The 26,678-nt window shown below is 71.6% G+C and carries 15 protein-coding genes; 5 read left to right on the plus strand and 10 right to left on the minus strand.

What is annotated here, in order from left to right; all coding sequences use genetic code 11:
* Nucleotides 1-43: 43 nt before the first annotated feature.
* The 7 genes from ABD830_RS21755 to ABD830_RS21785 form a co-directional block, all read right to left on the minus strand.
* Nucleotides 44-1,171: a mandelate racemase/muconate lactonizing enzyme family protein gene (locus tag ABD830_RS21755; RefSeq protein WP_344990141.1), complete on the minus strand. Its 1,128-nt coding sequence runs from the start codon at nucleotides 1,169-1,171 to the stop codon at nucleotides 44-46.
* A gap of 5 nt (nucleotides 1,172-1,176) precedes the next feature.
* On the minus strand, nucleotides 1,177-2,148 hold the full coding sequence (locus ABD830_RS21760; RefSeq protein ID WP_344990144.1) for a D-2-hydroxyacid dehydrogenase: 972 nt from the start codon (nucleotides 2,146-2,148) through the stop codon (nucleotides 1,177-1,179).
* The gene (locus ABD830_RS21765; protein ID WP_344990146.1) at nucleotides 2,145-3,131 is read right to left on the minus strand and encodes a hydroxyacid dehydrogenase; all 987 of its coding nucleotides are present in this window, start codon (nucleotides 3,129-3,131) and stop codon (nucleotides 2,145-2,147) included. The genes ABD830_RS21760 and ABD830_RS21765 overlap by 4 nt, the downstream gene beginning before the upstream one ends.
* Nucleotides 3,125-4,285 (minus strand): hypothetical protein, encoded by a 1,161-nt coding sequence (locus ABD830_RS21770; RefSeq protein WP_344990148.1) that lies wholly within the window; start codon nucleotides 4,283-4,285, stop codon nucleotides 3,125-3,127. Before ABD830_RS21770 ends, ABD830_RS21765 begins: the two co-directional genes overlap by 7 nt.
* A gap of 8 nt (nucleotides 4,286-4,293) precedes the next feature.
* Entirely contained in the window at nucleotides 4,294-5,208 is a 915-nt protein-coding gene (locus tag ABD830_RS21775; RefSeq protein ID WP_344990151.1) for a carbohydrate ABC transporter permease, read from the minus strand.
* A complete protein-coding gene (locus ABD830_RS21780) occupies nucleotides 5,208-6,218 on the minus strand; it encodes a carbohydrate ABC transporter permease (RefSeq protein ID WP_344990153.1) in 1,011 nt (336 codons plus the stop codon). The genes ABD830_RS21775 and ABD830_RS21780 overlap by 1 nt, the downstream gene beginning before the upstream one ends.
* Nucleotides 6,219-6,279: 61 nt before the next feature.
* On the minus strand, nucleotides 6,280-7,695 hold the full coding sequence (locus tag ABD830_RS21785) for an ABC transporter substrate-binding protein (RefSeq protein WP_344990156.1): 1,416 nt from the start codon (nucleotides 7,693-7,695) through the stop codon (nucleotides 6,280-6,282).
* Between the two features lie 241 nt (nucleotides 7,696-7,936).
* Here ABD830_RS21785 and ABD830_RS21790 point away from each other — a divergent pair, with 241 nt between their 5' ends.
* The 3 genes from ABD830_RS21790 (at nucleotide 7,937) to ABD830_RS21800 (ending at nucleotide 11,666) form a co-directional block, all read left to right on the plus strand.
* Nucleotides 7,937-8,713: a sugar phosphate isomerase/epimerase family protein gene (locus tag ABD830_RS21790; protein ID WP_344990159.1), complete on the plus strand. Its 777-nt coding sequence runs from the start codon at nucleotides 7,937-7,939 to the stop codon at nucleotides 8,711-8,713.
* Nucleotides 8,714-8,742: 29 nt separating this feature from the next.
* Nucleotides 8,743-9,774, plus strand: a complete 1,032-nt coding sequence (locus ABD830_RS21795; RefSeq protein WP_344990162.1) for a LacI family DNA-binding transcriptional regulator — start codon at nucleotides 8,743-8,745, stop codon at nucleotides 9,772-9,774.
* A gap of 71 nt (nucleotides 9,775-9,845) precedes the next feature.
* Nucleotides 9,846-11,666 (plus strand): DUF2264 domain-containing protein, encoded by a 1,821-nt coding sequence (locus ABD830_RS21800; protein WP_344990164.1) that lies wholly within the window; start codon nucleotides 9,846-9,848, stop codon nucleotides 11,664-11,666.
* Here ABD830_RS21800 and ABD830_RS21805 read toward each other — a convergent pair.
* On the minus strand, nucleotides 11,635-11,964 hold the full coding sequence (locus ABD830_RS21805) for a hypothetical protein (protein WP_344990167.1): 330 nt from the start codon (nucleotides 11,962-11,964) through the stop codon (nucleotides 11,635-11,637). The genes ABD830_RS21800 and ABD830_RS21805 overlap by 32 nt on opposite strands.
* A gap of 47 nt (nucleotides 11,965-12,011) precedes the next feature.
* Nucleotides 12,012-21,620 carry a LamG-like jellyroll fold domain-containing protein gene (locus ABD830_RS21810; protein ID WP_344990169.1) on the minus strand — a complete coding sequence of 3,203 codons (9,609 nt, stop codon included), beginning with the start codon at nucleotides 21,618-21,620 and terminating at the stop codon, nucleotides 12,012-12,014.
* A gap of 170 nt (nucleotides 21,621-21,790) precedes the next feature.
* On the opposite strand from ABD830_RS21810, the gene ABD830_RS21815 reads away from it, so the two are divergent.
* Nucleotides 21,791-24,652 (plus strand): helix-turn-helix transcriptional regulator, encoded by a 2,862-nt coding sequence (locus ABD830_RS21815; RefSeq protein ID WP_344990172.1) that lies wholly within the window; start codon nucleotides 21,791-21,793, stop codon nucleotides 24,650-24,652.
* Between the two features lie 51 nt (nucleotides 24,653-24,703).
* Here ABD830_RS21815 and ABD830_RS21820 read toward each other — a convergent pair whose 3' ends face one another.
* Entirely contained in the window at nucleotides 24,704-25,321 is a 618-nt protein-coding gene (locus ABD830_RS21820) for a TetR/AcrR family transcriptional regulator (protein WP_344990175.1), read from the minus strand.
* 139 nt (nucleotides 25,322-25,460) lie between these two features.
* Between ABD830_RS21820 and ABD830_RS21825 the strand changes: the two genes are divergently transcribed.
* A complete protein-coding gene (locus ABD830_RS21825; RefSeq protein WP_344990177.1) occupies nucleotides 25,461-26,624 on the plus strand; it encodes an NAD(P)/FAD-dependent oxidoreductase in 1,164 nt (387 codons plus the stop codon).
* Nucleotides 26,625-26,678 lie beyond the last annotated feature (54 nt).

A 26,678-nucleotide genomic window follows, 5' to 3' on the forward strand; every position in this document is an offset into this window, starting at 1 on the left:
CAACTCCCCGTGATTAGTCAAGCCTAAGGAGTAGTGGACCCCGTCAGAGAGCGAGCGCGCGGACCGCGTCCTCGTCCACGCCGATCCCCAGGCCGGGGCCGGTGGGCACGTGGGCGACGCCGTCAGCGACGGTGATGACCGGATCCGTGGCGTAGGGGCTGGTGATGAACTGCCGGCCGTTGAGGTCGACCGGCGTGTCCACGCCGAACGCGGCGAACAGGTGGAGCGAGGCGGCCAGCCCGATGTCGGACTCCGTGAGGCCGGAGCCCATGATCGCCAGGCCGGCGTCCTCGGCGAGCTGGCACTGGCGCAGCGCCAGGGTCAGCCCGCCGCAGCGCTGCACCTTGGCGACGGCGACGTCGATGGCGTCGAGCCGGACGAACGTCGCCAGGTCGCTCGGGTGGCGCAGGCTCTCGTCCACGGCCACCGGGATGGGGCTGGCGTCACGCAGGCGGCGCAGACCGGCGATGTCGTTGGACGGCAGCGGCTGCTCGAAGACGGCGACGTTCAGATCGGCCAGGCGTCTGGCCACCCGGAGCGCGGCGGCGGCCGTGTAGCCCTGGTTGGCGTCCACCCAGAGCACGGCGTCGGGGGCGGCGGCGCGCACGGCCTCCACGATGGCCACGTCCTCGTCCTCGTCGTGCAGGCCGACCTTGACCTTGACGTGGCGGTAGCCGTGCGCGCGGCCCTCGGCCACGGAGCCGGCGGCCGCGTCCGCCGACTCGGTGGCCACGATCCAGGCCATCTCGATGGTGTCGCGCCTGCGCCGGCCCCACAGCTCGCCGAGGGAGACGCCGAGGCTGCGGGCGTAGGCGTCGTGGCAGGCCACGTCGACCGCCGCGCGCGCCAGCGGCATGCCGATCGAGAAGCCCTTGCTGATGGTGCGGTCGAAGGCGCGGCAGAGCCCGTCCAGGTCCCACAGCGGGCGGCCGACGGCCGCCGGTGCCAGGTAGCCCTCGATGGTGGAGACGATGGACTCGGTGGTCTCGTACGTCCAGGAGGGGATCGGGGTGGCCTCGCCCCACCCGGTGGCGCCGTCGTCGGCCGTGACCTTCACCAGGACTCTGACGGCCGGACGGCCGCCTTGGACGACGGAGCCGCCCGCGACGGCGAAGTCGCGCAGCGAGGGGAGGGCCACGGTGAAGGTCTCGACGCGTGCTATCCGATTCACGTTTTTCAGTACCATTCGGACTTGTCGACCAGGTTGATCAGTTCGCGCCCGGCCACGAAGCGCCGGGCGTTCTCCAGCAGTACGGCGAAGCGCCGCTCGTCGGCATGTGGCCCCACGCCCGCCACGTGCGGGGTGATGATCACGTCGGGACGCCGCCAGAGCGGGTGATCGGCGGGCAGCGGCTCGGTCTCGAAGACGTCCAGGGCCGCGCCGGCCAGGTGTTCCGTGGACAGGGCGGCGACCAGGTCGTCGAGCCGCAGGATGGGCCCGCGGCCGATGTTGACGACGTACGCCCCGGGCTTGGCCAGCGCCATCCGCCGCGCGTCCAGCAGGCCCTCGGTGGCGGGGGTGTGCGGAACGGTCAGGATGACCAGGTCCGCCTCGGGAAGCAGCCGGTCGAGGCCGTCTGCCGGCAGCACCTCGGCGAAGCCCGGCACGGGGCCACCGCGCCGGGCGTCCACGCCCACCACCCTGGTGCCGAACGCCGCCAGCAGCCTGCCGACCTCGGCCCCGACCGCGCCCACTCCCACCACCAGGGCGGTGGCCTCGCCCATGGAGAGCACCGCGCCGGGGTCCCAGTCGGGTGCCCAGCGCGCGCCGGCCTGTTCGCGGGCGTACCGGGGCAGGCCCCTGGCCAGCGCGAGCACCAGCGCCAGCGCGTGCGCGGCCACGTGGTCGGTGTAGGTGTCACGCATGTTGGTGACCTGCACGGGGTGCGCGACCAGGGCCGGGTGGTAGAACCCCGGGGGCGGCCCGGCCTGCGCGGCCTGCAGCCAGCGCAGCCGTCCGGCGTGCGCCAGCAGGTCCGCGGGCAGGGTGCCGTAGGCGGCGTCGGCCTCCGCCAGCGCCTGTGCCGCTTCCGAAAGGGTCCCGGGCTCAAGCACGACGAGCTCCGGCACCGCCTCCTCCAGCCGGGCCCGCCAGTCGGCGGTGGCCGGATCGTGCGGCGGCAGCAGCACCAGGGTGGTCCGGCTCATGCCCTCAGCGCCAGGCCGGACTCGGTGATCTCGTACAGCAGGGGCTCTCCCGCGACGTAGCGGGCGAGCTCCTCGGCCATCGCCTCCCCGTGGCGGCGCCGCTCGTGGCCCAGGCTGCCCGCCACGTGCGGGGTGACGACGATGTTGGGCATCGTGAACAGCGGCGATCCCGCGACGGGCGGTTCGGGGTCGGTGACGTCGAGTACGGCGAACAGGTCACTCCGCCGGCTCAGCACGTCCACGAGCGCGGCCTCGTCCACGAGGCCGCCGCGGGCCGTGTTGATCAGGGTGGCGTCGGGCTTCATCGACTCCAGCAGCGCGGCGCCGACGATGCGCCGCGTCTCGGGGGTGAGCGGCGAGTGCAGGCTGACCACGTCGGAGGTGGCGAACAGCTCCTCCAGGCCGACGAGGCGCACGCCGAGCTCCTTCGCCTGCTCCGGGTCGGCGTACGGGTCGAAGGCCTGCACGTCGAGGCGGTGGTGGGCGAGCAGCCGCGCCGTGGCCCGGCCCGTGGCGCCGAGCGAGACCAGCCCGACCGTCGCGCCGTAGGCCCCCAGCTCGGGGCCGCGCGGTGCGGTGGCGGCGGCGGCGCGCGCGGCCAGCACGTAGCGCCAGCCGTGCTTGAGCGCGTACAGGATCTGGGAGAGCGCGAACTCGGCGACCGGAGTGGCGTTGGCGGTGGCCGCCGAGGTGACCCGCACACCCCTGGCCCACATCTCCGGGGTGACCATCGGGCGGATGGAGCCCGCGCCGTACAGCACCAGGGAGAGCTTGGGCGCGGCGGCGAGCAGCTCGGCGTCCAGCTTGGGCGCCCCCCACCCGGTCACCAGCACCTCCAGGCCGGCGAGCACGTCGGGTGTGATCCGGTCGGCGGTGAGGAGGGGCGACGTGATGGTCAGGTGCCGCTCGATCGCCTGCCGGGCCTCGGGGCCGTAGACGTCGTCGAAGCGGTTCGGGTCCATCACGTACAGGCCGTTCAGCATGAACTCTCCTTCAGGCGAGCCGCGGCTCGCACGCTGGCCAGGCGGGCGGGTGAGCCGAGCCCGGCGTGGTAGTAACGTAGCTGCCGCGCTCCCCCGGCGACGAGGTCGGCGGCAAGTGCCGGGATCCGGGCGTGGCCGTCCTCCAGCACGGTGAGGTTGGCGACGAGGGGCACGTCGGTACGGCTCGCCGCGGCCTTCACCTGGGCCACGGCCGCCTCCTCCTGCCCCCAGTACTTGAGCACGTAGGCGTCGACCGGCGCGTCGAAGGAGGCCAGGTCGATCCCCACGTCGGGGCCGGTGACCTGCGGGTCGTCGGTGGCCATGAGCAGCAGCTCGCGGCCGCCGGCCAGCGCCGCCACGGCCCGGACCAGGTCGCCGATGACCTGGCCGCGGTGGCCGTACAGGGCCTGGGCGCGCTCGCGTCCGAGCACGTCGTCCAGGCTCGTCCCGGCCGGGACGCCCTCCTGGAGCTCTCCGTCCACGGCGGCGCGCACGTCGCGCGCCAGCTCCTCGACGTCCAGGCCGCGCCCGGCCAGCCCGGCCCGGCAGGCCGGGCAGAGGCAGATGGACAGCAGCGCCCTGCCGCAGGCGGACAGGTGGGCGCCGGAGGTCTTCTCGTGGTGGCCGGCGTGCTCGGCGCCCAGCCAGCCGCACGCCTCCAGCATCAGCGCGGGCACGTCGTACTGCTCGCAGACCTCGCGCACGAGGGTGAGCGCGTACTCGTGGACGTCGGGCTGGGCGGGGCAGAGCGCGTAGGGGTAGGACTCGCCGTAGGCGTTCCTGACCGTCAGGTCGGGCGCTTCGCGGCCCAGCACCGTGGAGTGCGTGAGCACCATCCAGGCCTCGGCCCGCAGCCCGGCCTCCGCCAGCGCGGCCAGCGCCGTGCCGAACCGGTCCTCGTCGGACACCCCCCAGCTCGGCGGGTACGGCCGGAGCCGCCCGCGCCAGCGGTCGGGGCGCAGCCGGAAGTAGGCCGCCGCGTGCTCGGCCTGCACGACGCGGTGGCGTGGATGCCACGGGGTGATGGCCCGGACCGAGTGGTAGGCGGCCTGCAGGGTCACCGTGCTCACGCCGAGACCGGCGATGCGCTCGGCTCCCGCGGGGTCTCCCACGAGGTCCCAGGTGTAGGCGAAGGCCCCGTGCCTCATCTTCACGTGGAGTGTCACCCCTTCGTGGCGCCGGCCAGGCCGCGCGTGAAGTAGTTCTGGAAGAAGAGGAAGATCATCAGCATCGGCAGGAACGAGATCGTCATCCCGGCGGCGAACCCGGTCCAGTCGGTGGCGTGCTCGCCCTGGAAGGACAGCATCCCGACGGCGAGGTTCTGCAGGTCGGGCTGTCCGAGCGTGAACACCAGCGGGATGTTGAACTCGTTCCAGCTGCTGATGAACTGGAAGATGACCACCACCGCGATGACCGGTTTGGCCAGCGGGAGTATGAGACGGAACGTCTTGAGGAAGCCGGCCCCGTCGAGCTTGGCCGCCTCGAACAGGTCGGTCGGGACGCTGGAGAAGAACCCGACGAACAGCAGGACGTAGAGCGCGCCGGCGCCGCCGGACATGGCCAGGATGACCCCGGCCCGCGTGTTCAGCAGGCCGAGGTTCTCGATCAGCACGAACTGCGGGACGATGATCGAGGCGACCGGGATGAAGAGGGTCCCCACGATCATCCGGTAGAGCAGGGTGCGGCCGGGGAACTCGTACCTGGCCAGCACGTAGCCGCACAGGGCCGCCTTGATCAGCTCGATGAGGGTCGAGGCGACCGAGTAGAGCACCGTGTTGACGAAGTATCCGGAGAACCCGGCGTTGACCCAGGCGCGTACGAAGTTGTCGAAGTTCAGCTGGTCGGGCACGAGGCTCGCGCCGCTGGTGAACATCCCCGCCTGGGTCTTGAACGCGGCCGAGATCGTCCACAGGAAGGGATAGACCCACACGAGCCCGACGACCAGCAGGATCGGCAGGGCGATGAGGTTGGCCCGCACGGCCTGGCTGCGCCGGGGGGCCTGAGCGCCGTCCGGCTTCGCGCCGCTGGTCCTGGTGCCGGCCGTCTTGGTGCCCATTGTCTTGTCGATCGTCACCATCAGACCCCGTACTCCTTCCTGAGCCGCTGGGCCCGGCGGACCGCGACGCCCTGGGCGGAGACCACGACGAAGGCGATGACGGAGAACAGCAGGGCCGCGGCCGACGCGTAGCCGTAGGCGAACGGCACCGCGCCGAAGGCGTTCTGGTAGATGAAGTAGGACACCACGTAGGTGCTGGTGCCGGGCCCGCCCGCGGTGAGGGTGACGACCAGCCCGAAGACGTGCATGGCGTTCACGAGGCCGAGCAGGGTGATGATCACGGCGACCGGCTTGATCATCGGCAGCGTGATGCGGGTGAGCTTCTTCCACTCCCCCGCGCCGTCGATGGCGGCCGCCTCGTAGACCTCTTCCGGCACGTTCTGCAGCGCCGCGATCCAGTAGATCATGTACTGGCCGAAGATCTGCCAGATGGAGACGAGCACGAGCACGAGCAGCGCGCTCCACCGGTTGGCGAACACGTCGAACCCCTGGTCGACCAGGCCGAGGTCGCGCAGGATCGCGTTGAGCGCGCCGTTGGACGGGTTGAGCAGGTAGGTGAAGACCAGGCCCGCCATGGCGACGGGGATGATGAGCGGCGCGAAGAACACGGTCCGGAAGAACCGCTTGCCGCGCAGCCACTTGCGGGTGAGCACGATCGCCGCCAGCAGCGAGATCGGGAGCTTGATGGCGGTCGTCAGCAGGGCGAAGATCAGCGTGTTGACGACCGAGAGCCAGAACAGCGGGTCGGCCAGGATCGTGCCGTAGTTGCCGACCCCGACGAAGTGGTCGATCGGGCCGATGCCCGACCAGTCGAAGAAGGAGTAGTAGATCGTCGCGAGCAGCGGCCAGATGGTGAAGCCGAGGTAGAGCAGGAGGAAGGGGGCCAGGAAGACGATCAGCCAGAGCCTGTCGAGGCCGCGGACGCGCTCGCGTGAGTGATCGGCGCGTTCGGGCACGCGCCCGGCGGGCGACCGGTCCCCTTCCGTCACCCTCTCCCTGCCGGGGGCGAGGGCGGTGCCGGTGGTTGTCATGGATGTCCTCACGAGGGAGAAGGGGGCGCCGCCCGCACGCGTGGCCGACGGCGCCGTCCGGTCAGCCGCGGTACTTGTCGGAGGTGTAGTCCTTGGTGTGGTCCCAGTCGGAGAAGGTGTAGCAGTCCATCGACACCTTCAGGCCGGCGGCCGCCTCCTGCTTGAGCCCTTCCTCAAGGGCGGCCTGCCGCTGCTTGACGATGGCGGCGCCCACCGTCGCCAGGGACTGGCCGCTGACCAGCGCCTCGCCCATGGCCTCCCACTCCCCGTCGGGGCTCTTCGCCAGCGCGTTGACGTACGCCTTGGACTTGGCGATGTCGGGGCACTTGAGCAGCGGCACGGGGAGCTGGACCCGGTAGCCCGGCTTGGATCCGATCTGCATGATCTGCTTGAGCGCCGGGTCGGTGACCATCTTCTCGTTGTCGACGTAGGCCAGCGTGCCGAAGGCGCTCTTGTAGTACTGCTTGACGAAGTAGCCGTTGGGGTCGGTCATCCACTGGATGAACGTCCACATGGCGTCGGGGTGCTTGGTCTGCGAGCTGACCCAGTACTTGTTGGTGTCGTACTTGCGGCCGGCCGCGCCGGTATGGCCGCCGTCCGGGTCGACGCGCGGCGCCACCACGTACTTGTCGCTGCTGAAGCCCTGGCTGGCCCACACGCTCGGCAGCCAGGTGCCGTCGAACATGATGCCGGCCTGGTCGGCGGCGAACTGCTGGCGGGAGAAGTTCTTGTCGTTGGTGCCCGGCGCCAGGTATCCGGCCTTGTTGAGCTCCTGGATGAAGGAGAAGGTCTTCACCTGGTCGGGCTGGGTCAGGTCGAACTTGCCCGTCTTGTAGTCGAAGAACTCGTCCGTCGAGACGCTGCTGATCAGCCCGTACCAGATCCGCTGCATGTCCACGCCCTTGGTGGGGGCGGCGATGCACTGCGCCTTGGTCTTGGCCTTGATCTGCGCGCAGGTGTTCTTGAGGTCGGACCAGGTCTTCGGCGGGTTGTTGACGTCCAGCCCGGCCTGCTGGAAGACCTGCTTGTTGAGGAACATGTAGCCGGAGCCCCAGTACAGGTTCTCCGAGAACGGGAAGCCGTAGGTCTTCCCGTCCTGCACGTTGATGCCTTCCAGGAAGGACCCGTCCGGCCAGCGCTTGGCGAAGTCGGCGGGGACGGTGCCGCTCGGGCTGAGCGGGCGGATCCACTTCTGGTCGAGCAGCTGGGAGAGCCCGGTCGCGTTCCAGTAGAACATGTCCGGCGCCTGGTTGCTCTGGAAGGCCAGGGGCAGCGTCTTCATGTAGTCGTTCTGGGTGATCGAGCGCCACTCGATCTTGATGTCGGGATGTTCCTTGGTGAACTGGGCGCCGATGTCCTTGTGGAAGTTCACCTGTTCGGCGGAGAAGTCCCAGATCTGCAGCGTGGTCTGCGAGCCGCCGCCGCCGCTGTTGCCGTTGCTCGATGTGCCGCACGCTGCCAGGAGCACTGATGCCATGGCCGCGGTGATCATCGCGGTAGTGCCACGAGGTTTCATGGAGCCCTCCCAAGGGGCCGGAGGTGCTGGGGCAGCTGGTAAGCGCTTGCCCGGGGGGTGGGTCCGAGAGTAACCCCGGCTCATAATCTGATTCAAGGCTTGTGAGAAAGCGGTTTCAGATGGATGCTCGCCCATGATGCCTGTAAACCGGCACCTTGACTCGATCGCTACAAGCGCTTTCTGAGAGACTCTGGAGTAACGCGTGCGCCTGCTCGCCTTCACCAAGCCCTTCGGCCCCATCGACGCCGCCCCGCTGTCCGAGGCGGTGGCCTCGGTGGGCGCCGAGGGGGCGGATCTTCTCGTTCGCGAGGGGCAGACGGTCAGCCCCGCCGACCCCGGCGGCATCGCCGTCGTCGCCGCGGAGCTCGAGCGCCGCGGCCTGACCCTCGACATCGTCACCACCGACCTGCTCGACACCGGTGCGGACGCCGAACGGATCATCGCGGCCTGCGGCGAGAGCGGCGTCCCCCTCGTGCGGGCGGGCTTCTACCGCTACGACCCCGCCGCCGGATACCGGCGCCAGGTGGAGGAGTCCAGGGCCGCGCTGTCCCGCCTGGCCGGTCTCGCCGCCCGGCACGGCGTAAAGCTGGCACTCCAGCTGCATCACGGTACGATCCATCCGTCCGCCTCGCTCGCCCTCGCACTCGCCGGCGACCTGGACGAGGTGCGCTTCTACGCCGACCCCGGCAACCAGGCCAAGGAGGGCAGCGAGGCATGGGCTCTCAATGTCGACCTGCTGGGCGATCGGATGGCCTGCATGGGAGTGAAGAACGCCGTCTGGCGGTCCACGGCGGACGGCTGGGTGTGCGAGTGGCAGCCGTTCGCGGACGGAGGCGTGGTCCCGTGGCCGGAGATCATCCCCGGGCTGCGCGCCCGCGGCTACGCCGGCCTGCTGTCGCTGCACGTCCACTACCCGGCGGCCGATCCGGTGGCGGTCGTACGGAAGGATCTCGATCATCTGCGCGGGCTGCTCGGCTGACGGGCGCCACACGGGGGTAGGAGGAGCAGGTGCGTAATGTGCGGCAGGGCCGCGCGCCACGGGTGACGATCAGCGACGTCGGGGCGGCGGCGGGGGTGTCGCCCTCGACGGTCTCCCGTGTACTCAACGGCACGGCCAAGGTCGACCCCTCGCTCGCGGAGCGCGTCCACGACGCGGTCAGGCAGCTGGGCTACCGGCCCAACGCCGCGGCGCAAGGTCTGGCCCGCGGGGAGTGGGGCACCATCGGCGTGCTGGTCCCCAACCTGGCCAACCCCTACTTCCCCGACGTGCTCAAGGCCGTCTCGGCGGTCGCCCACTCCCACGGACGCCGTGTCATGGTCATGGAGTCGGACGACGACCCCTCGATCGAGCAGGGCCTGGTGGAGGACCTGATGCGCAGCTGCGACGGGGTGCTGCTCTGCTCCTCCCGCATGGAGCGCGCCGACCTCGTCGCGCTGACCGCACGGGACCACCCGCTCGTCCTGCTCGACCGGATAGTCCCCGGCATCGCCGCGCCCGCCATCTCCGCCGACTTCTTCGGCGGGATGATGCTGATCTGCGGCCACCTGGCGCAGCTGGGCCACCGCCGGGTCGCCTACCTGAGCGGGCCCGAGGTGTCCTGGGCCAACTCCGAGCGGATCAGGGCGCTGGAGGCCGCCAAGGCGTTCGGCATCTCCGTCACGATCCTGCCGTGCGGGTCCACCAGCCGCTCCGGGTACGAGGCCGCCGCCGAGGTGGCCGGCACCGGCGCCACCGCGCTCACCACCTACAACGACCTGGTGGCCCTGGGGGCGGTGACCCGGATGCGCGAGCTCGGGGTGCGGGTGCCGGAGGACCTGTCGGTGGTCGGGTTCGACGACATCGCGCTGGAGCACGTGGCGCACACGAGCCTGACCACGGTGTCGGTGCCCCGCGGGCAGCTCGGCAAGCAGGCGGCCGAGATGCTGGAGGCCCTCATGACCGTGGGCCACGACGGGGAGCCGGTGAGCCTGCCGATGGAGCTGCACGTCCGCGACAGCACCGCACCGCCCCGGGTGGCACCGCCCCGGGTGACCGTCTGACTGTTGACAAGTGAGGGCGACGGCGGGAACCCTGTCCTGAAAGCGCTTTCCCAGCGGAGGAGAGAGAACCCGTGGACACCGACGACCGCGCAGGGCGGCCTGGCGACGACCGAGACGACCTGAGGCGGCAGGTGTTGGACCTGGTCGATCCGCTGATCTCCCGGTTCAGCCCGGGCAGGGGGCGGCTGCGGCTCGGCTTCAACACGGCGCACTACGACAACGCGGCCGCCGAACTGGAAGCGTTTGCACGCCCGCTGTGGGGGCTGGCGCCGCTGGCGGCCGGCGGCGGGTCGTTCGATCACTGGGAGCTCTGGCGCACGGGGCTCGCCGCCGGGACCGACCCCGAGCACCCCGACTACTGGGGCGCGGCCTTCGACCGCAACCAGCGGCTGGTCGAGACCGCCGCCCTCGGCCTGACCCTCGCCCTGGCCCCCGAGCAGATCTGGGACCCGCTGACCGGCCGGCAGCGTGACACGGTGGCCGCCTGGCTGCGGCACGCGGTCACCGTGGAGCCGAACGACAACAACTGGCTGTTCTTCCCGGTCATGGTGGGGCTCGGGCTCGACCGCGTCGGGGTCTCCCACGACCACGACGTCAACACGGCCAGACTCGACCGGCTGGAGGAGTTCGACCTCGGACGCGGGTGGTACACCGACGGGCCCAAGTGGCAGCGCGACTACTACATCCCGTTCGCCATGCACTACTACGGCCTCATCTACGCGGCGCTCGGCGACGACGAGGCCAGGGCCGGGCGCTTCCGGGAGCGGGCCGCGGCGTTCGCCCAGGACTTCCAGCACTGGTTCACCAGCGAGGGCGTCGCCGTCCCGTTCGGCAGGAGCCTGACCTACCGCTTCGCCCAGTCGGCGTTCTGGGGGGCGCTGGCCTTCGCCGGGGTCGAGGCGCTGCCCTGGGAGGTGACCAAGGGTCATCTGCTGCGGAACCTGCGCTGGTGGGCCGATCGGCCCATCCGCGACACCTCCGGGCTGCTCACCATCGGCTACGGCTACCCGCAGCCGCACATGGCCGAGCAGTACAACGCGCCCGGCTCGCCGTACTGGGCCATGAAGGCGTTCCTGCCGCTCGCCCTGCCCGCGGAGCACCCGTTCTGGGCCGCCAAGGAGGCCGACGCGCCCCCGCTGCCCGACGTCAGCACCCAGCCGGAGGCGGGCGTGGCGCTGATGCGCTGCGAGGAGGGGCGGCACGTGGTGCTGCTGAGCGCGGGGCAGCACGCCCCGTGGGCGCGGCACGGCGCGGCCAAGTACGCCAAGTTCGCCTACTCCACGCGTTTCGGCTTCAGCGTGCCGGCCGGGACGTTCGGGCTCGAGCAGGGCGCCTTCGACAGCACGCTGGCACTCAGCGAGGACGGTCTGCACTGGCGGCCGTGCGAGCTGCCGCACGACCCCTCCGCCTCCGACGGCGTGCTGTACGCGCGCTGGACGCCCTGGGACGACGTGGAGATCGAGACCTGGCTGGTGGCGCTGCCCCCGTGGCACGTACGGGTGCACCGGATCAGAACCGGGCGGGCGCTGCGCACGGCCGAGGGCGCCTTCGCGGTCGGCCGGGAACAGCCGCCCACCCGGGTCGACACCGGTCCCGGCCTGGCCAGGCTCGACTCTCCGCACGGCCTGTGCGTGATCGAGGACCTGTTCGGCCGGCAGGAGGGCACCTTCGTCACGGCCCTGCCCGGCACGAACGTGCTCGCCCCGCACACCACGATCCCCACGCTGACGGGCGACCTGCCGCCCGGCGAGCACCTGCTGGCCTGCGCGGTCATCGGCCTGGAGGCCGCCCGCGGAGGCGGGGGCGGGTGGCCGGAGCCTCCCGTGTGGGATTCCGTCGAGCCCCTGCTCAACCGGGCGCCTACGGGAGTTCGGACGTCGCAGGAGGGATGAGCTGGTAGTCCGGGATCGTGGGCCTCACCCGCTGGTACGCCTGCTCGTCCGCGTCCGCCGCGGCGGCTTCGGGGATCTCGACGCGCCCGAGGTAAGGCCCCTGCAGGCAGTGGTCGCACCAGAAGTGGGCGTCGCCGACGAGCAGGTGCGGGATCCGGAGCCGGTACACCAGGCGGAGGCAGGCCCGGCCGCAGTTCGGGCAGCGCCCGGAGATCGCTCGGGGCAGCTCGTCACGAGCCTGCTCGTAGGCATGAAGCCAGCTCTCCCATCGGAGTGCCTCGTCATGGGTGTTCGGCAACGGGTCCACCTCTCGTCTTACGCCCTACGTACCCGGCTCCTCCCGCGTCACCGGTTGCGTGGATGGTTGGCCCACCAATCGTCCTCGAAGGCATAGGCCCGCTCTTCATACGGTTCCGCCTCTTCCTGGGACGTCGGATAGGCGCCGCCCGCGCGCAAGTCCTCCACGTGGAACCGCTCGTGGGCGAGGGTGCGGGCCAGCAGTTCCTCGCTGCGGAAGGCCGCTCGCCGGAGCAGGACCGCCTGGTTGGGAAGTGTCACCCCGGCCAGCCCGTCGATCCTCTTGTCGATCCTGATGGTCAGGTCGTCGATCCGGATGTCCCAGTCCTGCGCCACCCGCCGGACCGTGTCCATGTTCATCGGTAGCCTGGCACCCCAGCGCGGCCTGTCTCCCGCGCGAGCCAGCCTGAAGGAGTCGTCGGCGGACATCCCCAACGTGCCCGCACCGTCGCCGCCGCCGTCCCTCGCGTTCGACAGGGGCGACTCCCCCGCGGCGAGGCAGGCCGAGCCGGCGCCCGTGACGCCACGGCAGGGGTCCAGCTGCACCGCCGGGTCCTGCGGGACGGCCGGGCCCGGATCGACGCGGCAGTCCTGCATCGCGTCCGCGCCGAACACCCCCGAGCACCCGCCGACGACGTGCGGTGCCGGGTCGAGCCCGCCGTTGGGCTGCCCGTCGCCCGCCCCGGCCTCGGTCGGCGTGAAGGCCACGCCGACCCTGTCCAGGATCTTGTCGATGGCGTTGTCGACCCTGTGGGTGAGGCCCTTGTCGAGCGCGTCGGCCAGCGAGGTGCCCGCAGGACCGGGCAGCCGGTCATGGTCGATGGGGCCCGGCCTGGTCGCGCGCGTCTTCGCGGCGATGTCGGCGAGCTCCTGCGGCGTGGGCGGCGGAGGCGGCGGCGGGTCAGCCTTGGGCGTCTTCCTGGGCGAGCCGTGCTTGCCCGGGTCGGGGTCACCGTCCCCGTCCGGGTCGCCGGACTTCCCCTTGCCGGGCGAGGAGCCGCCGTCCGGGTAGTCGATGTACGGCCCGCTGCCGTCCGGCCAGCCCTTCCACCAGTTGTTCTTCCACCACTTCGCCGCGTAGTAGGCCACGCCGGCGGTGACGCCGACCGCCGCGAGACAGTAGAGCCAGACCGGACCGCAGAACCGTGAGCCGCGCGCGGCCGCGCCGACCTCCCCGCCGCCGACGAGGATGTAGTCGGCCGCGTTCCAGACCGGCCTGGCGATGTTCACCTTGACGACCTTGATGACGTCCTTGGCGGTGCCGCACACGAAGGCGGGGCAGCCGAAGTGGCCGGTCGGGTCCACCCGGCCGAGCGGGTCGCCGTCCGCGTAGGTGAAGCGGTTGCCCTTCACCGACGGCATCGGGTCCACCTCGAGCGTGTCCCTGCTGGGGAAGGCGCCGGTGCCGGGGTCGTACCAGCGGGCGGCCATGTTGACCTTGCCGGTGGCCGGGTCGGTCCAGCCGCCCTGGTAGCCGACGCCCCGCTTGGTGCCCGAGCTGGCGACGACCTTCCCGTACGGGTCGTAGGCCACCGAATCGGTCAGCGCGCCCGCGCCGGTGAAGGTGGCGGTGAGGTCGCCGTGCCGGTCGGTGTAGGCGTACAGGCCCGCGACGGAGACGATGTCGCCCGCCGGGTCCCTGCCGTAGAGCTCGTCGCCCGCCGCGGCCGGGGTGTTGCCCAGGCCGGAGTAGCTGAACGCGCGGCCCGCGGCGGACGCGACCCGGTCCAGCCCGTCGTAGGCGTAGGTCGCGGCACCGTCGCTGATCATCCGGTCGAACGCGTCGTAGCTCGTGGCGCTCGCGCTCCCGCCGGTCGGCGTCCTCGACTTCAGGGTGCCGCGTGCCGAGTAGGCGTAGCCGGCCGATCCGTCGGAGACCAGCTGGTTGCGCGCGTCGTAGGCGGCGGCGGCCGTGCCGGCCTTGGTCCGGTTGCCGGCGTCGTCGTACTCGTAGGCGACCGAGTTCCAGGACGTCAGCCTGCCCGCCAGGTCGTAGCCGTAGGTGTTGGCCCCCGCGCCCGCCGTACCGGTCGTGGTCTTGCTGGTGAGCCGGTCGGCGTCGTCGTAGCCGTAGGTGACGGCGGCCAGCACCGCGCCGGCGGTGTTCGTGAGCGTGTCGGAGGCGGGCCGGTGCAGGTCGTCGTAGTCGAAGGCGCGCTTGGCGCCGCCGTAGTCCACCCCCTTGAGCTGGTCCATCGAGTCGTAGGAGTAGATCGAGGTCCCGCCGGTGAGCGGGTCGCGGACCGTTTTGAGGCGGCTGCCCGCGTCGTAGTCGTAGGCGGCCGTGCCCGCCTTGTCGGTGCGGGTCTTCATGCGGCCGTCGCCGTCGTAGGTGAACGACGCCGTGCCGGACGGCCCCGACGTACTGACGAGATGATCGCGATCGTCGTAGCCGAAGGTGTCGCCCCCGGCCGAGGTCAGCCGGCCGACGTCGTCGTAGCCGAAGCTGTGGGCGGTGGTGGCGCTCTCGGCGCCCGCGCCGGTCTCCGCGGTGAGCCGGTTCAGCGCGTCGAAGGTGCGGGTGACGGTGACCCCGCCCGGCTTGGTGACCTGGACCGGGCGGCCGGCCGCGTCGTAGTCGGTGATCGTCCGGCGGTCGGCGAGCGTGGTGTACGCCGTGGTCGCCGGTACGAGCATCGCCGTCTGGAGGTTCCACGGATTGTAGGCGTACGAGGTCGCGTTGCCGTTGCCGTCGGTGAAGCGGGTGCGGTTGCCGACCGCGTCATAGCCGAACGTCGTGGTGATGGTGTGCGCCGACGTGGACTTCTCGTGCTGGCCGGTCAGCCGGTTCAGCGCGTCGTACTCGTAGGTGCTGACCCCGCCGCCTGGCCTGTTGACGGTGACCGGGTTGCTCCCGGGGTCGTAGCCGATCGTCATCGACCGCAGCTGTTTGCCCGCCGCGTCCAGATCGGCCAGCGCGGTCGCCCGGCCGGCGCCGTCGTACGTGAGCGTGCTGCTGGTGCCGTCCGGGTTGAGGACCTTGGTCACCCGGCCGGCGTGGTCGCGGGTGTACCAGCGGGCCTGGACCAGCGGGTTGACGTCGACGATGACCTCGCCCGCCGCGTTGTAGCCGAACTGGCTGCGCGCGCCCGACGGCGAGGTGACGTAGGTCAGGTTGCCCGCGTCGTCGTACTCGTAGGTGGTGGTGTACCCGGCCGAGGTCGGTGTGCGATCGACGGCGGTGGTGGAGATCCGGCGGCCGAGGTCGTCGTACGTCGCGCCGGTCAGCCGGCCCGCCTGGTCCCGGGTCCAGAGCAGTTCCCCGGCCGCGTCGAAGCCCGACCGTGACTGCTTGCCCGCCGCGTCGGTGGTGGCGACCACGTTGCCGAGCTGGTCGTAGGTGTAGGTGTTGCCGTGGCCGAGCGCGTCCACGACGCTCGTCGCGCGGCCCAGCGCGTCGTACTTCGTGGTGGAGCCCGCGGTCACCGTGGCGCCGGCGCCGAGCTGCGTGTACGAGGGCATGGTGAGGGCGAGCGGCCGGCTCATGCCGTCGTAGGTGATCGTGGTCCGGTAGCCCTCGGCGTCCTCGCTCGTCACGACGTCGCCGAAGGTGTTGTAGCCGGACCGCGTCGTCGGCCTGACGTTGTACGGCGCGCCGCCCGAGTGCTCGACGGCCACCGTCGGCGCCTTGGTCGTGGTGAGCCGGCCCGCCTCGTCGTAGGTGTAGTCGGTCACCGCGTCACGGGGGTCGGTCATCGTCCGCGGCAGGCCCCGCTGGTCCCTGGTCCAGGAGGTCGTGAGCCATTTGTCGCCGTCGAAGACCTTCTGGGAGAGGGTCCGGCCCAGCGCGTCGACGTCGAAGGAGGTCCACGTGTAGGCGTTGTTCTGCGCCTGGACGAGGGAGATCACGTGGTCGTCGTCGTCGTACCCGTACGTGGTCTTGCGCTTGATGCCGGAGGGGTCCAGCAGCGCCTCGGTGACCCGGTTGGCGGCGTCCACGGTGTAGGCGGTCGTGCTCTTGCCGTTACCGCTGATCCGCTGGATGAGGTTGCCCGCGCTGTCGTAGGTGTTCTGCTCGAGCGGGATGTCCCTGGTGGTCCCGTCGGCGTTGTGGAAGCCCTCGGCCCAGACCGATTCGACCAGGTTGTCGTCGAAGTAGCGGTAGCGCGTGGTGCGGCCCATGGCGTCGGTGACCGTGGCCAGGCGCCCGGCCGGGTCGTAGGCGCGGGATTCGAGGACCAGCTCCTTGGGGGCGTCGTTGTCCAGCGGGTCGCCCACCCAGTTGGCCAGGCTGGTGGTCAGCAGCAGGCCGGTCGGTCCGTAGGTGCGCCGGTAGTCGGCGCCGGTGGCGTCCACGGTGCTGGTGAGGTTGCCGTAGTCGTCGTACCCATAGGTGGTGGTGCTGCCCTCGGCGTCCTTGACGGACGAGACCCGGGCGGCGGAGTCGTAGGTGTAGATCGTCGTACGGGTGACGTCCTTGCCGGTCGGGTCCGTCTGCTCGACCTTGGTGACGTTGCCGTCGACGTCATAGGTGTAGATGACCCATGGGAGGTGCTTGACGCCGCTGATCACGTCCGTGGTCGCGGGGCCGACGGAGGCGGTGAGGTGGTTGAGCGCGTCGTACCCCATGGAGGTGGTGACGCCGTTCGGGAACGTGTCGGAGATCTCCGTCACCGTGATGGGCCGGCCGGCGCTGTCGTTGTCGTACTTCGTGACGAGCCCGGCCGGGTCCGTCACCTGGGCGAGGTCGCCGTTCTGGCGGTAGCCGTACCGGGTGGCCTTGCCGGCGGGGGTGGTCACGGAGGCGAGCAGCCCGTCCGGGACGGTGCCGCCGCCGACGGCGGCCTCGGTGCCGTCGGTGTAGGCGTACCTGGTGGTGCGGCCGTCGGCGGATCCGCCCACGGGAGGCGTGGTGACGGTGAGCAGGTCGCCCGAGATGTCGTAGGTGTAGCTGGTGCGGTGCGCCGGGTCGTTCCCGGCGCCGGCGCGGGCGTCGAACGCGCCGGTGAGCTTGTCGTTCCGGGGGTTCAGCGGGTTGCCGGCGTCCAGGTAGTAGGTGAAGTACGAGGTCTGGCAGGAGCGCGGTCCCCGGCAGGTCACCTTCATGACCGGGTTGCCCCGGTTGTCGTTGTACAGCTGGGTGGTGTGCCCGTCGGGGTCGGTCACCGAGGCCAGGTTGCCGTTGAGGTCGTAGCCGTAGCGGGTGGTGCCGCCGGAGGCGTCGTACAGAGAGGTCGGGCGGCCGCCGTTCTTGGGGTCGTAGCTGTAGACCATCGCCTTGCCGCGCGGGTCGGCGGCGAGCACGGTGGTGGCGGGGATGCCGAACGTCGCGACGTCGCGGTAGTGCGCCTCGATCGCGTCCGTGCCCAGGCTGCTCCAGTAGAGCGCCACCTCGTCGATGGTGCCGGTGAAGTGGCCCAGGGTGTCCGAGGGCCTGGCGGGCCAGTTGCCCGCGATGAAGCCGGCGCCGACGTAGACGTGGTTCTGCGCGACCGTGGACACCGGCCCCTTGGACCTGGTCCCGACCACGGCGCCGTCCAGCCAGAGCCACTGGGTGCCGCCGGAGGCCGTCAGGACGGCGTGGTGCCAGCTCGCGTCGGTCACGGTCTTGCTCGTGGTGATCGGCGCGACCGCGGCGCCGTCCCAGAACTGGCCGCGCAGCTTGCCGTCCGTCCCGACATACAGGGCGGGCGTGTAGTTCGCCTGCGGTCCGGCCGGGTCGGTGATGGCCTGGGCCTGGTAGGCGAGCAGGACGCCGGGCTTGGCGGTCTTGAACCAGAGCTCCGCCGAGAGGTCGCCGCCGCCCTTGATCTCGCCGTCGGGCAGCTCCAGGTAGGAGCTGGAGCCGTTGAACCCGGCGGCCGAGTCTCCGCCGGTGCCCAGGAAGATGGGCGCGGCCTGGCCCAGGGTGACGTTGTGGTAGGTCGCGTCGGTGTCGCGCCCGTCGCCGTACGCGGCGCTGGCCGCCCGGGTGCCGGAGTACTCGGCGAGGCGGTAGTACTCGCGCGGCCGGGCGTCCAGGACGGCGTTCGGGTAGTACTCCGTGCTCGCCTGCGTCTGGGCGGGGTAGACCTTCCACTGCCCGCCGCCCGCGTCGGTCACCGAGGCGACGCGGTCGTTCTGGGTGTCGTGGACGAGCGTGGCCTGCAGCTTGCCCGAGGGCAGCTTGACCGTCTCCAGCGCGCCCGTGTACTGCCCGGCCGCGTACTGGGCGGCGACGGACGTGGGGCCGAGCGGGTGCGTGTAGAAGGCGGGGTCGTCGATCTGGCCGGTGAAGTGGCCGCGCGCGTCGGTGGGCGCGGCGGGGCACCAGCCCGACGTGGTCATGTAGCCCGCCCCGACGCTGGCGTACGGCAGGTGGGTCGCCTTGATCTGCTTGGAGCGGCTGGCCACGATCGACCCGTCCACGTACAGGCTCTGCCAGGTTCCGCTCGAGGTCAGCACCACGTGGTGCCAGGTCCCGTCGTTCACCGCCGCGGTCGACGCCATCGATCCGCAGCTGCCGTCGTCGGCCATCTGGCCGTGCAGCTTCCCGTCGGTCCCGACGTACAGCATCGGCAGGAAGCCCCACGGGAGCGGGCCCCGTGAGTCCTCCAGCGTGTTCATCTGCGCGCCGTACAGGACGCCGCCCTTGGTGGTCTTGAACCACATCCCGACCGCCGCGTAGGTGGTGTCGTCGGTGATGCTGTACGGCATGCGCAGGTAGGAGCTCGTCCCGTTGAACGTCGCCGAGCCGTCCGTGGTCCCGGCCGGGGCGCCCGCCGCGCCGTAGGCCAGGTTGACCGCCTGCGCGTCGTCCTGGCCGACGAAGAGCTGGGTCTCGTTGGTCGCGCTCTGGTGGAGGCGGTAGTACATCGCGGGGGCGGCGTCCACGACGGACGTCCGGTAGTGCGACACCATCTTGTAGGAGTACTTCGTGCAGGCCGTCGTCGTGCCCGGCGGGCAGACCTGGGCGAGCAGGCCGTAGCCGTAGCCGTAGGTCCACGCGGGCGCACCCTGGGCCGCGTCGGTGGCGACCGAGGTCACCAGTCCGCTGGTCCAGGTGAAGTAGAGGCCGCGGCCGCTGACCTTGTTCACGACCTTGGCGAGGGTGCCGTCACCGTTGTAGGTGAGGTACTCGCCGTGCTGGTCGTCGTCGTAGATCGCGGTCAACCGGCCGTTCGGGTCGAACACGTACGCGCCGCCGGACTTGTCGCGGAGGAACCACGCCAGATCGGTCTTCACCAGGCTCACCGACCGGCCCTCGGGCGGCGCGTATGTGCCGTCGGGGTTACGGCCGAAGCGCGCCTGCCGCCCGTCGGGGTAGGTGACCACGACGTTGCCCGTCAGGTCCTGGTCGGTGACGATCTTCATGTCGTACGCGGTGGTCCAGCCCACGCCGAACATCCCCGAGCGGGAGTTCAGGCTGCTGTACGAGCGGGTGATCGCCAGCGCGGGACCGGCGGTGGTGAGGCTCGCGTCCGTGGTGGTGGCCGAGTACTGGCCGGTCAGCGGGTCGATGCCCTTGACGGCGGCCGTGCCGGCGCTGTCGGAGACGTGCGAGGAGACCAGGGGCTGCGGCACGACCGTGCGGAACGTGCTCCACCCGGTCGCCGGGCTGGAGTTCTTGCCGTCGGTGACCAGGGCCTGCCACATGTACTGCTCGCCCCACTTGAGCTTGCCCTGCGGCACCGCCCAGCTCGCGCTCTGCGCACCCGTGTTGGAGTCGCCCTTGACCAGGCCGGTCGCGGGACACGTGTCGGGGGCGGAGACCAGGCAGACGTTGAAGATGAAGTTCAGCTCGCCGCCGGGCCACTCGTCCTCGTCGTGGCCGGTGACCGTGAACTCCGGCGTCAGCGTGGACTCCACGTACCCGTTGCCCGGCCACATCGAGTCGACCTGGGGCGGGAGGTTGACCACGGTCAGGCTCACGCACCAGACGGGCACGCCCCAGTCGGAGAAGAACTGCCCGTTCGCCACCATGTCCCAGCAGATCTGGTACGAGCCGGGGTTGAGCGGGTCGATCGTGGCGCTCACCTTCGCCGAGCCGTTGTTGCCGATCGTGGCGGGCAGGGTGGCGGCCGCCGTGGAGCTGCCCACGAAGCTGCCGCCGGTGGTGTACACCTTGTAGCCCAGCTTGACCGTGCCGGGGGCCCAGGAGTTCATCCCGTTGTTGATCACCGTGACGGGGAGCCTGCCGGCGCCGTTGGCCGTCACCGGCGGGTCGATCGTGGCGCCGGAGTCGATCGCGTAGAGCGCCCGCCAGGGGCTGTAGTCCACCTGCAGGTACGGCGGGTTGGCCGAGTTGGCGCTGGCGAACTCCTTGAAGCTGTCCGCGGTCAGCGCGAGACCGTTGTTGCCCGCGCCGTTGGCCCAGTCGGACAGGGCGGACAGGCCCGCGCTGTTGATCCCGATCCACGCCCAGCCGGCGCCGCCGCAGGTGACGCCGCCGGTGAAGCTGGCCGAGCCCCAGGTGTCGCCGAGAGTCACGCCGGGATAGGAGGCGATCGTGCCGACGTTCCAGCTGCTGGTGATCGCCCTCACCGTGACGGGGTTGGCCGAGCAGGAGTCCGACAGGGTGTTGTAGAGGAAGAGCGCGGCGCCGGTCACGTAGGCGTGGGGGATCTGGGAGGCGAGGTTGAAGTTGATGTAGGTGTTGTTGCGCTTGGTGCCGTCCTGGGAGCCGACCAGGAGCTGGTCGCTGCCGGAGTGGTTGGCGCCGGAGTGGTTGTCGACGTAGGTGTCGGAGGCGGCGCCGCTGGTCGTGCGCACATACGACGAGGGGTCGACGACCACCGGGAACGCGCGGTCCTTGGCGTGCAGCCACTTCTGGTCGGCGCTGACGCGCAGGACGTCGCCGACGAGGGTGTACTGGACCGCGTCGGAGCGGGCGCCGTCGGCGTCGCGCATGAATCCGGCGGGGACGGTGATCCGTACGGCGCCCTGCTCGTCGACGAACTCCACGCCCTGCGACGTGCTCCGCGGCGTCAGACCCTTGGCCTGGAAGGGGAAGTCCCAGGGGCCCGTCGCGGCCTGGCGCGAGGTCAGGACGAGCGACTCCTTGATGCCGTCCCAGGTGGTCTCGACCTGGATGTCCGTCCCAGGCAGCACCCCACGGTATTTCGCGATATTTCCTGAAACCTTGGCTTTGGTGCTTTTGGCGCCTTGGAGGGAGAAGGACAGGCTGTGCTCCCCGTCCAAGGTGAGCGACTGGAGCCTGGGGTCGGCGGCGTCGTCGGCCACCTCGACCCCGACGTCGTTGGCCGCCTGCCGCCAGCGTCCGTCGGCGCCGGTCAGGTTGACGTCGATGTCCGCCCACTCCCCGGTGGCCGTGCGATAACGCACTGGCCTGGAGTACGTGCGCACGGTGTAGGTGTGGTCGGGGTTCTGGAAGACCTTGGACGTCGCGTCGCCCAGCGTGGGCACCGCGCGGCTCTGCGCGGCGACGAACCCGTGGACCGCCTTGCTGCCCGGCCTGCCGGGCGCCTTGCCCACCCGCTGCGGTGTGTTCGACAGCCGGGCCACCGGTTTGGGCGACTTCGGGGCCTCCCGGGGCACGGTCCCCTTGGGCGGCTTGGCGGCGGCCCGCTCCGGCAGCTTCGTCCGCGCCTGGGTCGCGTCCGCCGCCACCTGATGGGCACGGTTCGCCGCCGAGCCCATGCGCTGCTCGGGGAGCGTGGGCTCCTTGGGAGCCGCGTGGGCTGCCTGGCCCGCGACGCTGATGACAAGGGTGGTCACTGTCAGTGCCGCGCAAAGACGGGTGGCCCAACGATTCCTCATGCCGACCTCCGGCGGAGACCGTATTCGCGACCCGTCCGTCCCACATCTGTACGGATGACGTGGATCAAGGACGTCTGAATGTTCCCAGTTAGGTATGAGATCCACTACGAGTCAGGTACTCTCGCCTCGTGCTGCACGGGCGCATCGCGGAGCAGGCCAGGATCACGCGACTTCTCGCTGGTGAGAGCGGCGCCCTGGTGGTGCGCGGGGAAGCCGGAGCGGGCAGGAGCGCGCTGCTCGCCTTCGCGGCCGAGATCGCGAGTGATCAAATCGTGCTCCGCGCCTCCGGCACCCCGGAGGAGTCGCACCTCCCGTACGGCGGCCTCCACATGCTGCTGGCGACCACCCGCCCGCGCTGGAAACACCTGCCCGCCCAGCAGCGCGACGCCCTCGAACGCCTGGGCGAACCCGGGCCGGAGAGCCGGGTGCCCGGCGACCCTGCCTGGCCGGACTCGCCGTACCTGCCGGTCTGGAACCTCCTGCGCCACCTGGCGGCGCGGCGGCCCGTGCTCTGCCTGATCGACGACGCGCACTGGCTGGACCGGGAGAGCCTGGCGGTCCTGTCCTTCTGCGTACGCCGCCTCGCCGCCGCACGCGTAGTGATCCTGGTGGCCGCCGAGGGCGAGGTGCCCGCGCTCCAGGGGATCGACGAGCTGGACCTGCCGGGTGTCGACCGGCAGGCGGCGCTGGACATCGTCGCCGAGCGCAGGCCGGGCATCGTCCCGCAGGTGCGTGAGCGGATCGTCGGCGATGCCCGCGGCAATCCGCTGGCCCTGTGCGAGCTGGCCGCGGGCATCAGCCCCGCGCAGGTCGAGGGCAGGCTGTCGCCGCTGGGCCTCTACACCGGCTGGCCCGGGCGTTCGCGGCGGGCCGATCAGCTGTACGGCGCGTGCTTACGCGCCCTGCCTGAGCGGACCCGTCTCCTCCTCCTGCTGGCCGCCGCCGACCCCGCAGCCTCCCTGCCCGAACTTCTCGCCGCCGCCGGGGCGCTTCCGGCCTATCGGTCCGAGCTCTTCTCCACCGCCGGAGCGACCCCGGCCGATCTGGAGCCCGCCGAGACCGCCCAGCTGGTCGAAGTGCGGCCGGCCGGGCTCACCCCTCGCCACCTGCTGGTCCTGGTCGCCGCCTACCAGTCCGCACCGATCTCGGCCCGCATCGCCGCGCACCTGGCCCTGGCCGAGACGTCGCCCGAGCGGCGGGTCTGGCATCTCGCCGCCGCCGCGCTGGAGCCCGACGAGCAGATCGCGCGCGAGCTGGAGGCCATCGGGACGTCGCCGTCGCTGGAGCGCGCAGCCGAGCTGACCACCGACCCCGAGCCACGCGGCCGTCGCCAGGCCGCCGCCGCGCTCGCCGCGTGCGACGCCGGCCAGCTGCGCCGGGCGGCGGACCTGGCGACCTGCGCGACCCGGCTGAGCGCCGAACCCTCGACGCTGGCCTCGGCCGCCCGCGTGCTGGCCACCGTGGAGTCCGAGACCGGCTCACCGGCCAGAGCCGCGCGGATGCTGCTGGATTCGGCGGCCAGGATCGGCGACGACGCCATGGCCGTCGTCATGATCGCCGACGCGATCCGCCTGTCCGGCTACAGCGGCGACGAGGGGCTCGCCGCCCAGATCGCCGCCGCCGTCTGGTCGGCGCCGGAGGCCTCGCCGGCTTCTTCGCAGGCCGCGCGGCCAGAGGCCTCGCCGGCACCTTCCCACGCCGCGCGATCAGAGGCCTCGCCGGCCGCGCGGGCAGGAGCCCAGCCCAGCTGGTCCGCCCCGCTGGCCCGGTCGCTGCCCCTGCTGGCGAAGGTCATGGCCGGTGGCCCGCTCAGCGGCTTCTCCGCCATCGGCGAGCTGGTCGAGCACACGCCCGCCCTGGCCACACAGCAGGCCATCACCGCCACCTCTTTGGGGCTGATGGCCGCCGACGCCGGCTCGGCGCTGCGCCTGACCTCCACGCTGGTGGCCGACTGCCGCCACCAGGACCTGATGGGGCTCCTGCCGTACGCCCTGCAGCTCCAGGCCCAGGCCCTCCTGCTGAGCGGCCGCAACGCCGAAGCGCTCAGGCAGGCCACCGAGGGGCTGAAGCTCGCCGGTGACCTCGGCCAGACCCACCGGATCGGGCACCTGAGCGGCCTGGTCGCGCTGATCGCCGCGTTGAGCGGCGACGAGAAGCGCTGCCGCGCCTACGCCGAGTCGAGCCTGGCCTACTGCGCCGAACACGACGCGCCGGCCAGCGCGGCGCTGGCCACCTGGGCGCTCGGCCTGCTTGAGCTGGGGCTGGGCCGGGCGGGCGCCGCTGTGGCCCACCTCGAGAGCGTGGTCGCCGGGCCCGCGCACCACCCGGTGATCGCGGTCCGCTGCGCGGCGGACCTGGTCGACGCGGCCGTCCAGGCCGACCTGCCCGGCGCCGCCGTCGAGCCGCTCGCCCTGCTGGAGCGGTGGGCGGGTGACACGCGCCAGCGCTGGGTGGGCGCGGTGGCGCTGCGGTGCCGGGCACTGGTCGCCCCGGACGGCGAGGCGGAGCCGCTCTTCACCGGCGCGCTCGACCTGCACGGCCCGTCGTTGACGTCCTTCCAGCGGGCCAGGACCGAGCTCGCCTACGGGCAGTGGCTCCGCCGCATCAGGCGCAGGTCCGAAGCCCGCTCCCATCTGCGGACCGCGCGGGCCGCGTTCGAGCAGCTGGGTGTGGCCCCGTGGGCTGAGCGCGCCGCGGCCGAGCTGAGCGCGGCCGGCGAGGCGAGCCCGGCGGAGCGGCTGCCGGAAGCGCTGCGCGGGCTGACGCCGCAGGAGCGGCACGTGGTGTTCCTGGCCGCGCAGGGGTCGTCCAACCGGGAGATCGCCGCCCAGCTCTTCCTCAGCCCGCGGACCGTCGGCTATCACCTCTACCGCGCCTTCCCCAAGCTCGGCATCACCTCACGGACCGAGCTGGCGGAGCTGCTGCGGCGGTCCGGGACGATCACGCCGCCTGCCGGAACGCCGCGGCCAGGAGTGGCACTCAGGGCTTGAGGCCTCCGTCAGAAGGCGGGGCTGTGCTATGGCAGCCGCGGCGCCGCCACCTCAGCTCCCGCCGCTCTCGTAAAGCCGGTAGTGCGCGTTCAGGAGCGGCCAGGTCACCGTGGCCATCTCGGCCGGGGTCCGGCGGCATCCGCACTGGAGCCAGTCGACGGCCACGCCGATGAGCGCCCCGGCGATGAACGCGGCGGTGACGTCATGGGGGACGTGCTCCCGCGGCTCGCCGGCGTCGGCCTGGACCAGGTGTTCATGGATGACCGCGGCCATGCGGCGGCGAATGTGGTCGACGACGCGCGCGCTCCCCTGCGGTCCGAACAGCGCGCGATACAGCCCCGCGTGCTCGGCGAGGCTGGCGAAGAACTCCGTCAGCGACTGGGTCGCCTCCTGCGCCAGGTCCACCGCGTCGAAGGCCAGGGCCGGCATGGACTCGATCAAGCCGTCGATCATCGCGGTGCAGGCGTCCTCAGCCAGCTCGTGGACGTCCCGGTAATGGTCGTAGAACGCCGAGCGGCTCACTCCAGCGCCTTCGGCGACGTCGGAGACGCTGATCCGAGACAGGTCCTGCTGCTCGACCAGCTGGATCAGCGCCCGCGCCAGCGCTGACCGGGTGCGGCGGACACGCCGGTCGCCCAATGGGGTGCTGCTCTCTTTTCGGGTGGCCACGCCCGCCAGCATATCGAACGACTACATGTGTAGGTTATCTTGCAGATGTAGGCTAACGTATGGACGGCAGGACGAAGGGATCTCGACATATGTGGACACGTGTAGGCCGGGCCACCCCTCTTCACCCGAGCAACGCCTCGTGACCTCGCCCGGAAGTGTGCTGATCGCCGGCGCCTCGGCAGCCGGTTTGAGCACGGCGGAGGCGCTGCGGCGGCACGGCTATCGGGGGCGGCTGACGCTGCTGGACGCCGAGCTCCATCTCCCCTACGACCGGCCCCCGCTGTCGAAGCAGGTCCTGGCCTGCGACTGGGAGCCGGGCCGCGCTCAGCTCCGTACCGCGGCTCAGCTCGAAGCCCTGGACGCCGAGTTCGTCCGGGGCGAGCCCGCCGTCGCGCTGGACGCGGCCGAGCGCACGGTCACCACCGCCTCCGACCGCGCGCTGCGGGCCGACGCCGTGGTCGTCGCCACCGGTCTGACCCCACGCCGGCTCGCCGGCCAGGACGGCCTGGCGGGCGTGCACGTCCTGCGCAGCCTCGACGAGGCTCTCACCCTGCGCGCCCACCTGACCGCCGGCACCCGGCTCGTGGTCGTGGGCGAAGGGGTCCTGGGCGCGGAGCTCGCCGCCACCGCCCGCGTCATGAACCTGGAGGTCACCCTCGTCGGCATGGGGCCGGCGCTGCTGCGCGAGCAGCTCGGCGACGTGGTCGGCGGCCTGCTCACGCGCACGCACGCCGGGCGCGGAGTACGACTGCGGCTCGGCGCCGCGGTCGATGCGCTGGTCGGCGCCGAAGGCAGGGTCACGGGGGTACGGCTGGCGACGGGCGAACTGCTGCCCGCCGACGCCGTCGTGGTGGCCATCGGCTCCCGCCCGGCGACCGACTGGCTGGCCGGCAGCGGCCTGCCCCTGGGCGACGGGGTGGAGTGCGACGCCTGCTGCCGGGCCGCTCCCGGCGTCTACGCGGTCGGCGACGTGGCCTCCTTCGAACACTCGGGTCTGGGCAGGCGGCTGCGCCTGGAGAACCGCACCAACGCCACCGAGCAGGCCCAGGTGGTGGCGGCCAACCTCCTCGGCGCCGATCGCCCGTACACGCCGATCCCGTACTTCTGGACCGACCAGTACGACATCAAGATCCAGGCCCATGGCCTGCCCTCACCGGCGGCCGAGGTCACCGTCGTGGAGGGCGACCCTGAGCAGCACCGCTTCGCCGCCGTCTACCGCCAGGACGGCCGGATCACCGGCGTCCTCGGCTGGAACATGCCCAAGCAGGCCCGCCTGCTGCGGCAGCAGCACCTGAACACCTGAAAGACCATCCGCTCCTTGCCGCCACAGGCGGTCCGGGAGCGGCCCATCGCATAC

The sequence above is a fragment of the Nonomuraea helvata genome, assembly GCF_039535785.1.
Classification (GTDB): Bacteria; Actinomycetota; Actinomycetes; order Streptosporangiales; family Streptosporangiaceae; genus Nonomuraea; species Nonomuraea helvata.

Coding starts and splice junctions, on each gene's coding strand:
- ABD830_RS21760 (WP_344990144.1), bottom strand. CDS start 2,148: ATGAGCCGGACCACCCTGGTGCTGCTGCCGCCGCACGATCCGGCCACC.
- ABD830_RS21765 (WP_344990146.1), bottom strand. CDS start 3,131: ATGCTGAACGGCCTGTACGTGATGGACCCGAACCGCTTCGACGACGTC.
- ABD830_RS21775 (WP_344990151.1), bottom strand. CDS start 5,208: ATGGTGACGATCGACAAGACAATGGGCACCAAGACGGCCGGCACCAGG.
- ABD830_RS21780 (WP_344990153.1), bottom strand. CDS start 6,218: ATGACAACCACCGGCACCGCCCTCGCCCCCGGCAGGGAGAGGGTGACG.
- ABD830_RS21785 (WP_344990156.1), bottom strand. CDS start 7,695: ATGGCATCAGTGCTCCTGGCAGCGTGCGGCACATCGAGCAACGGCAAC.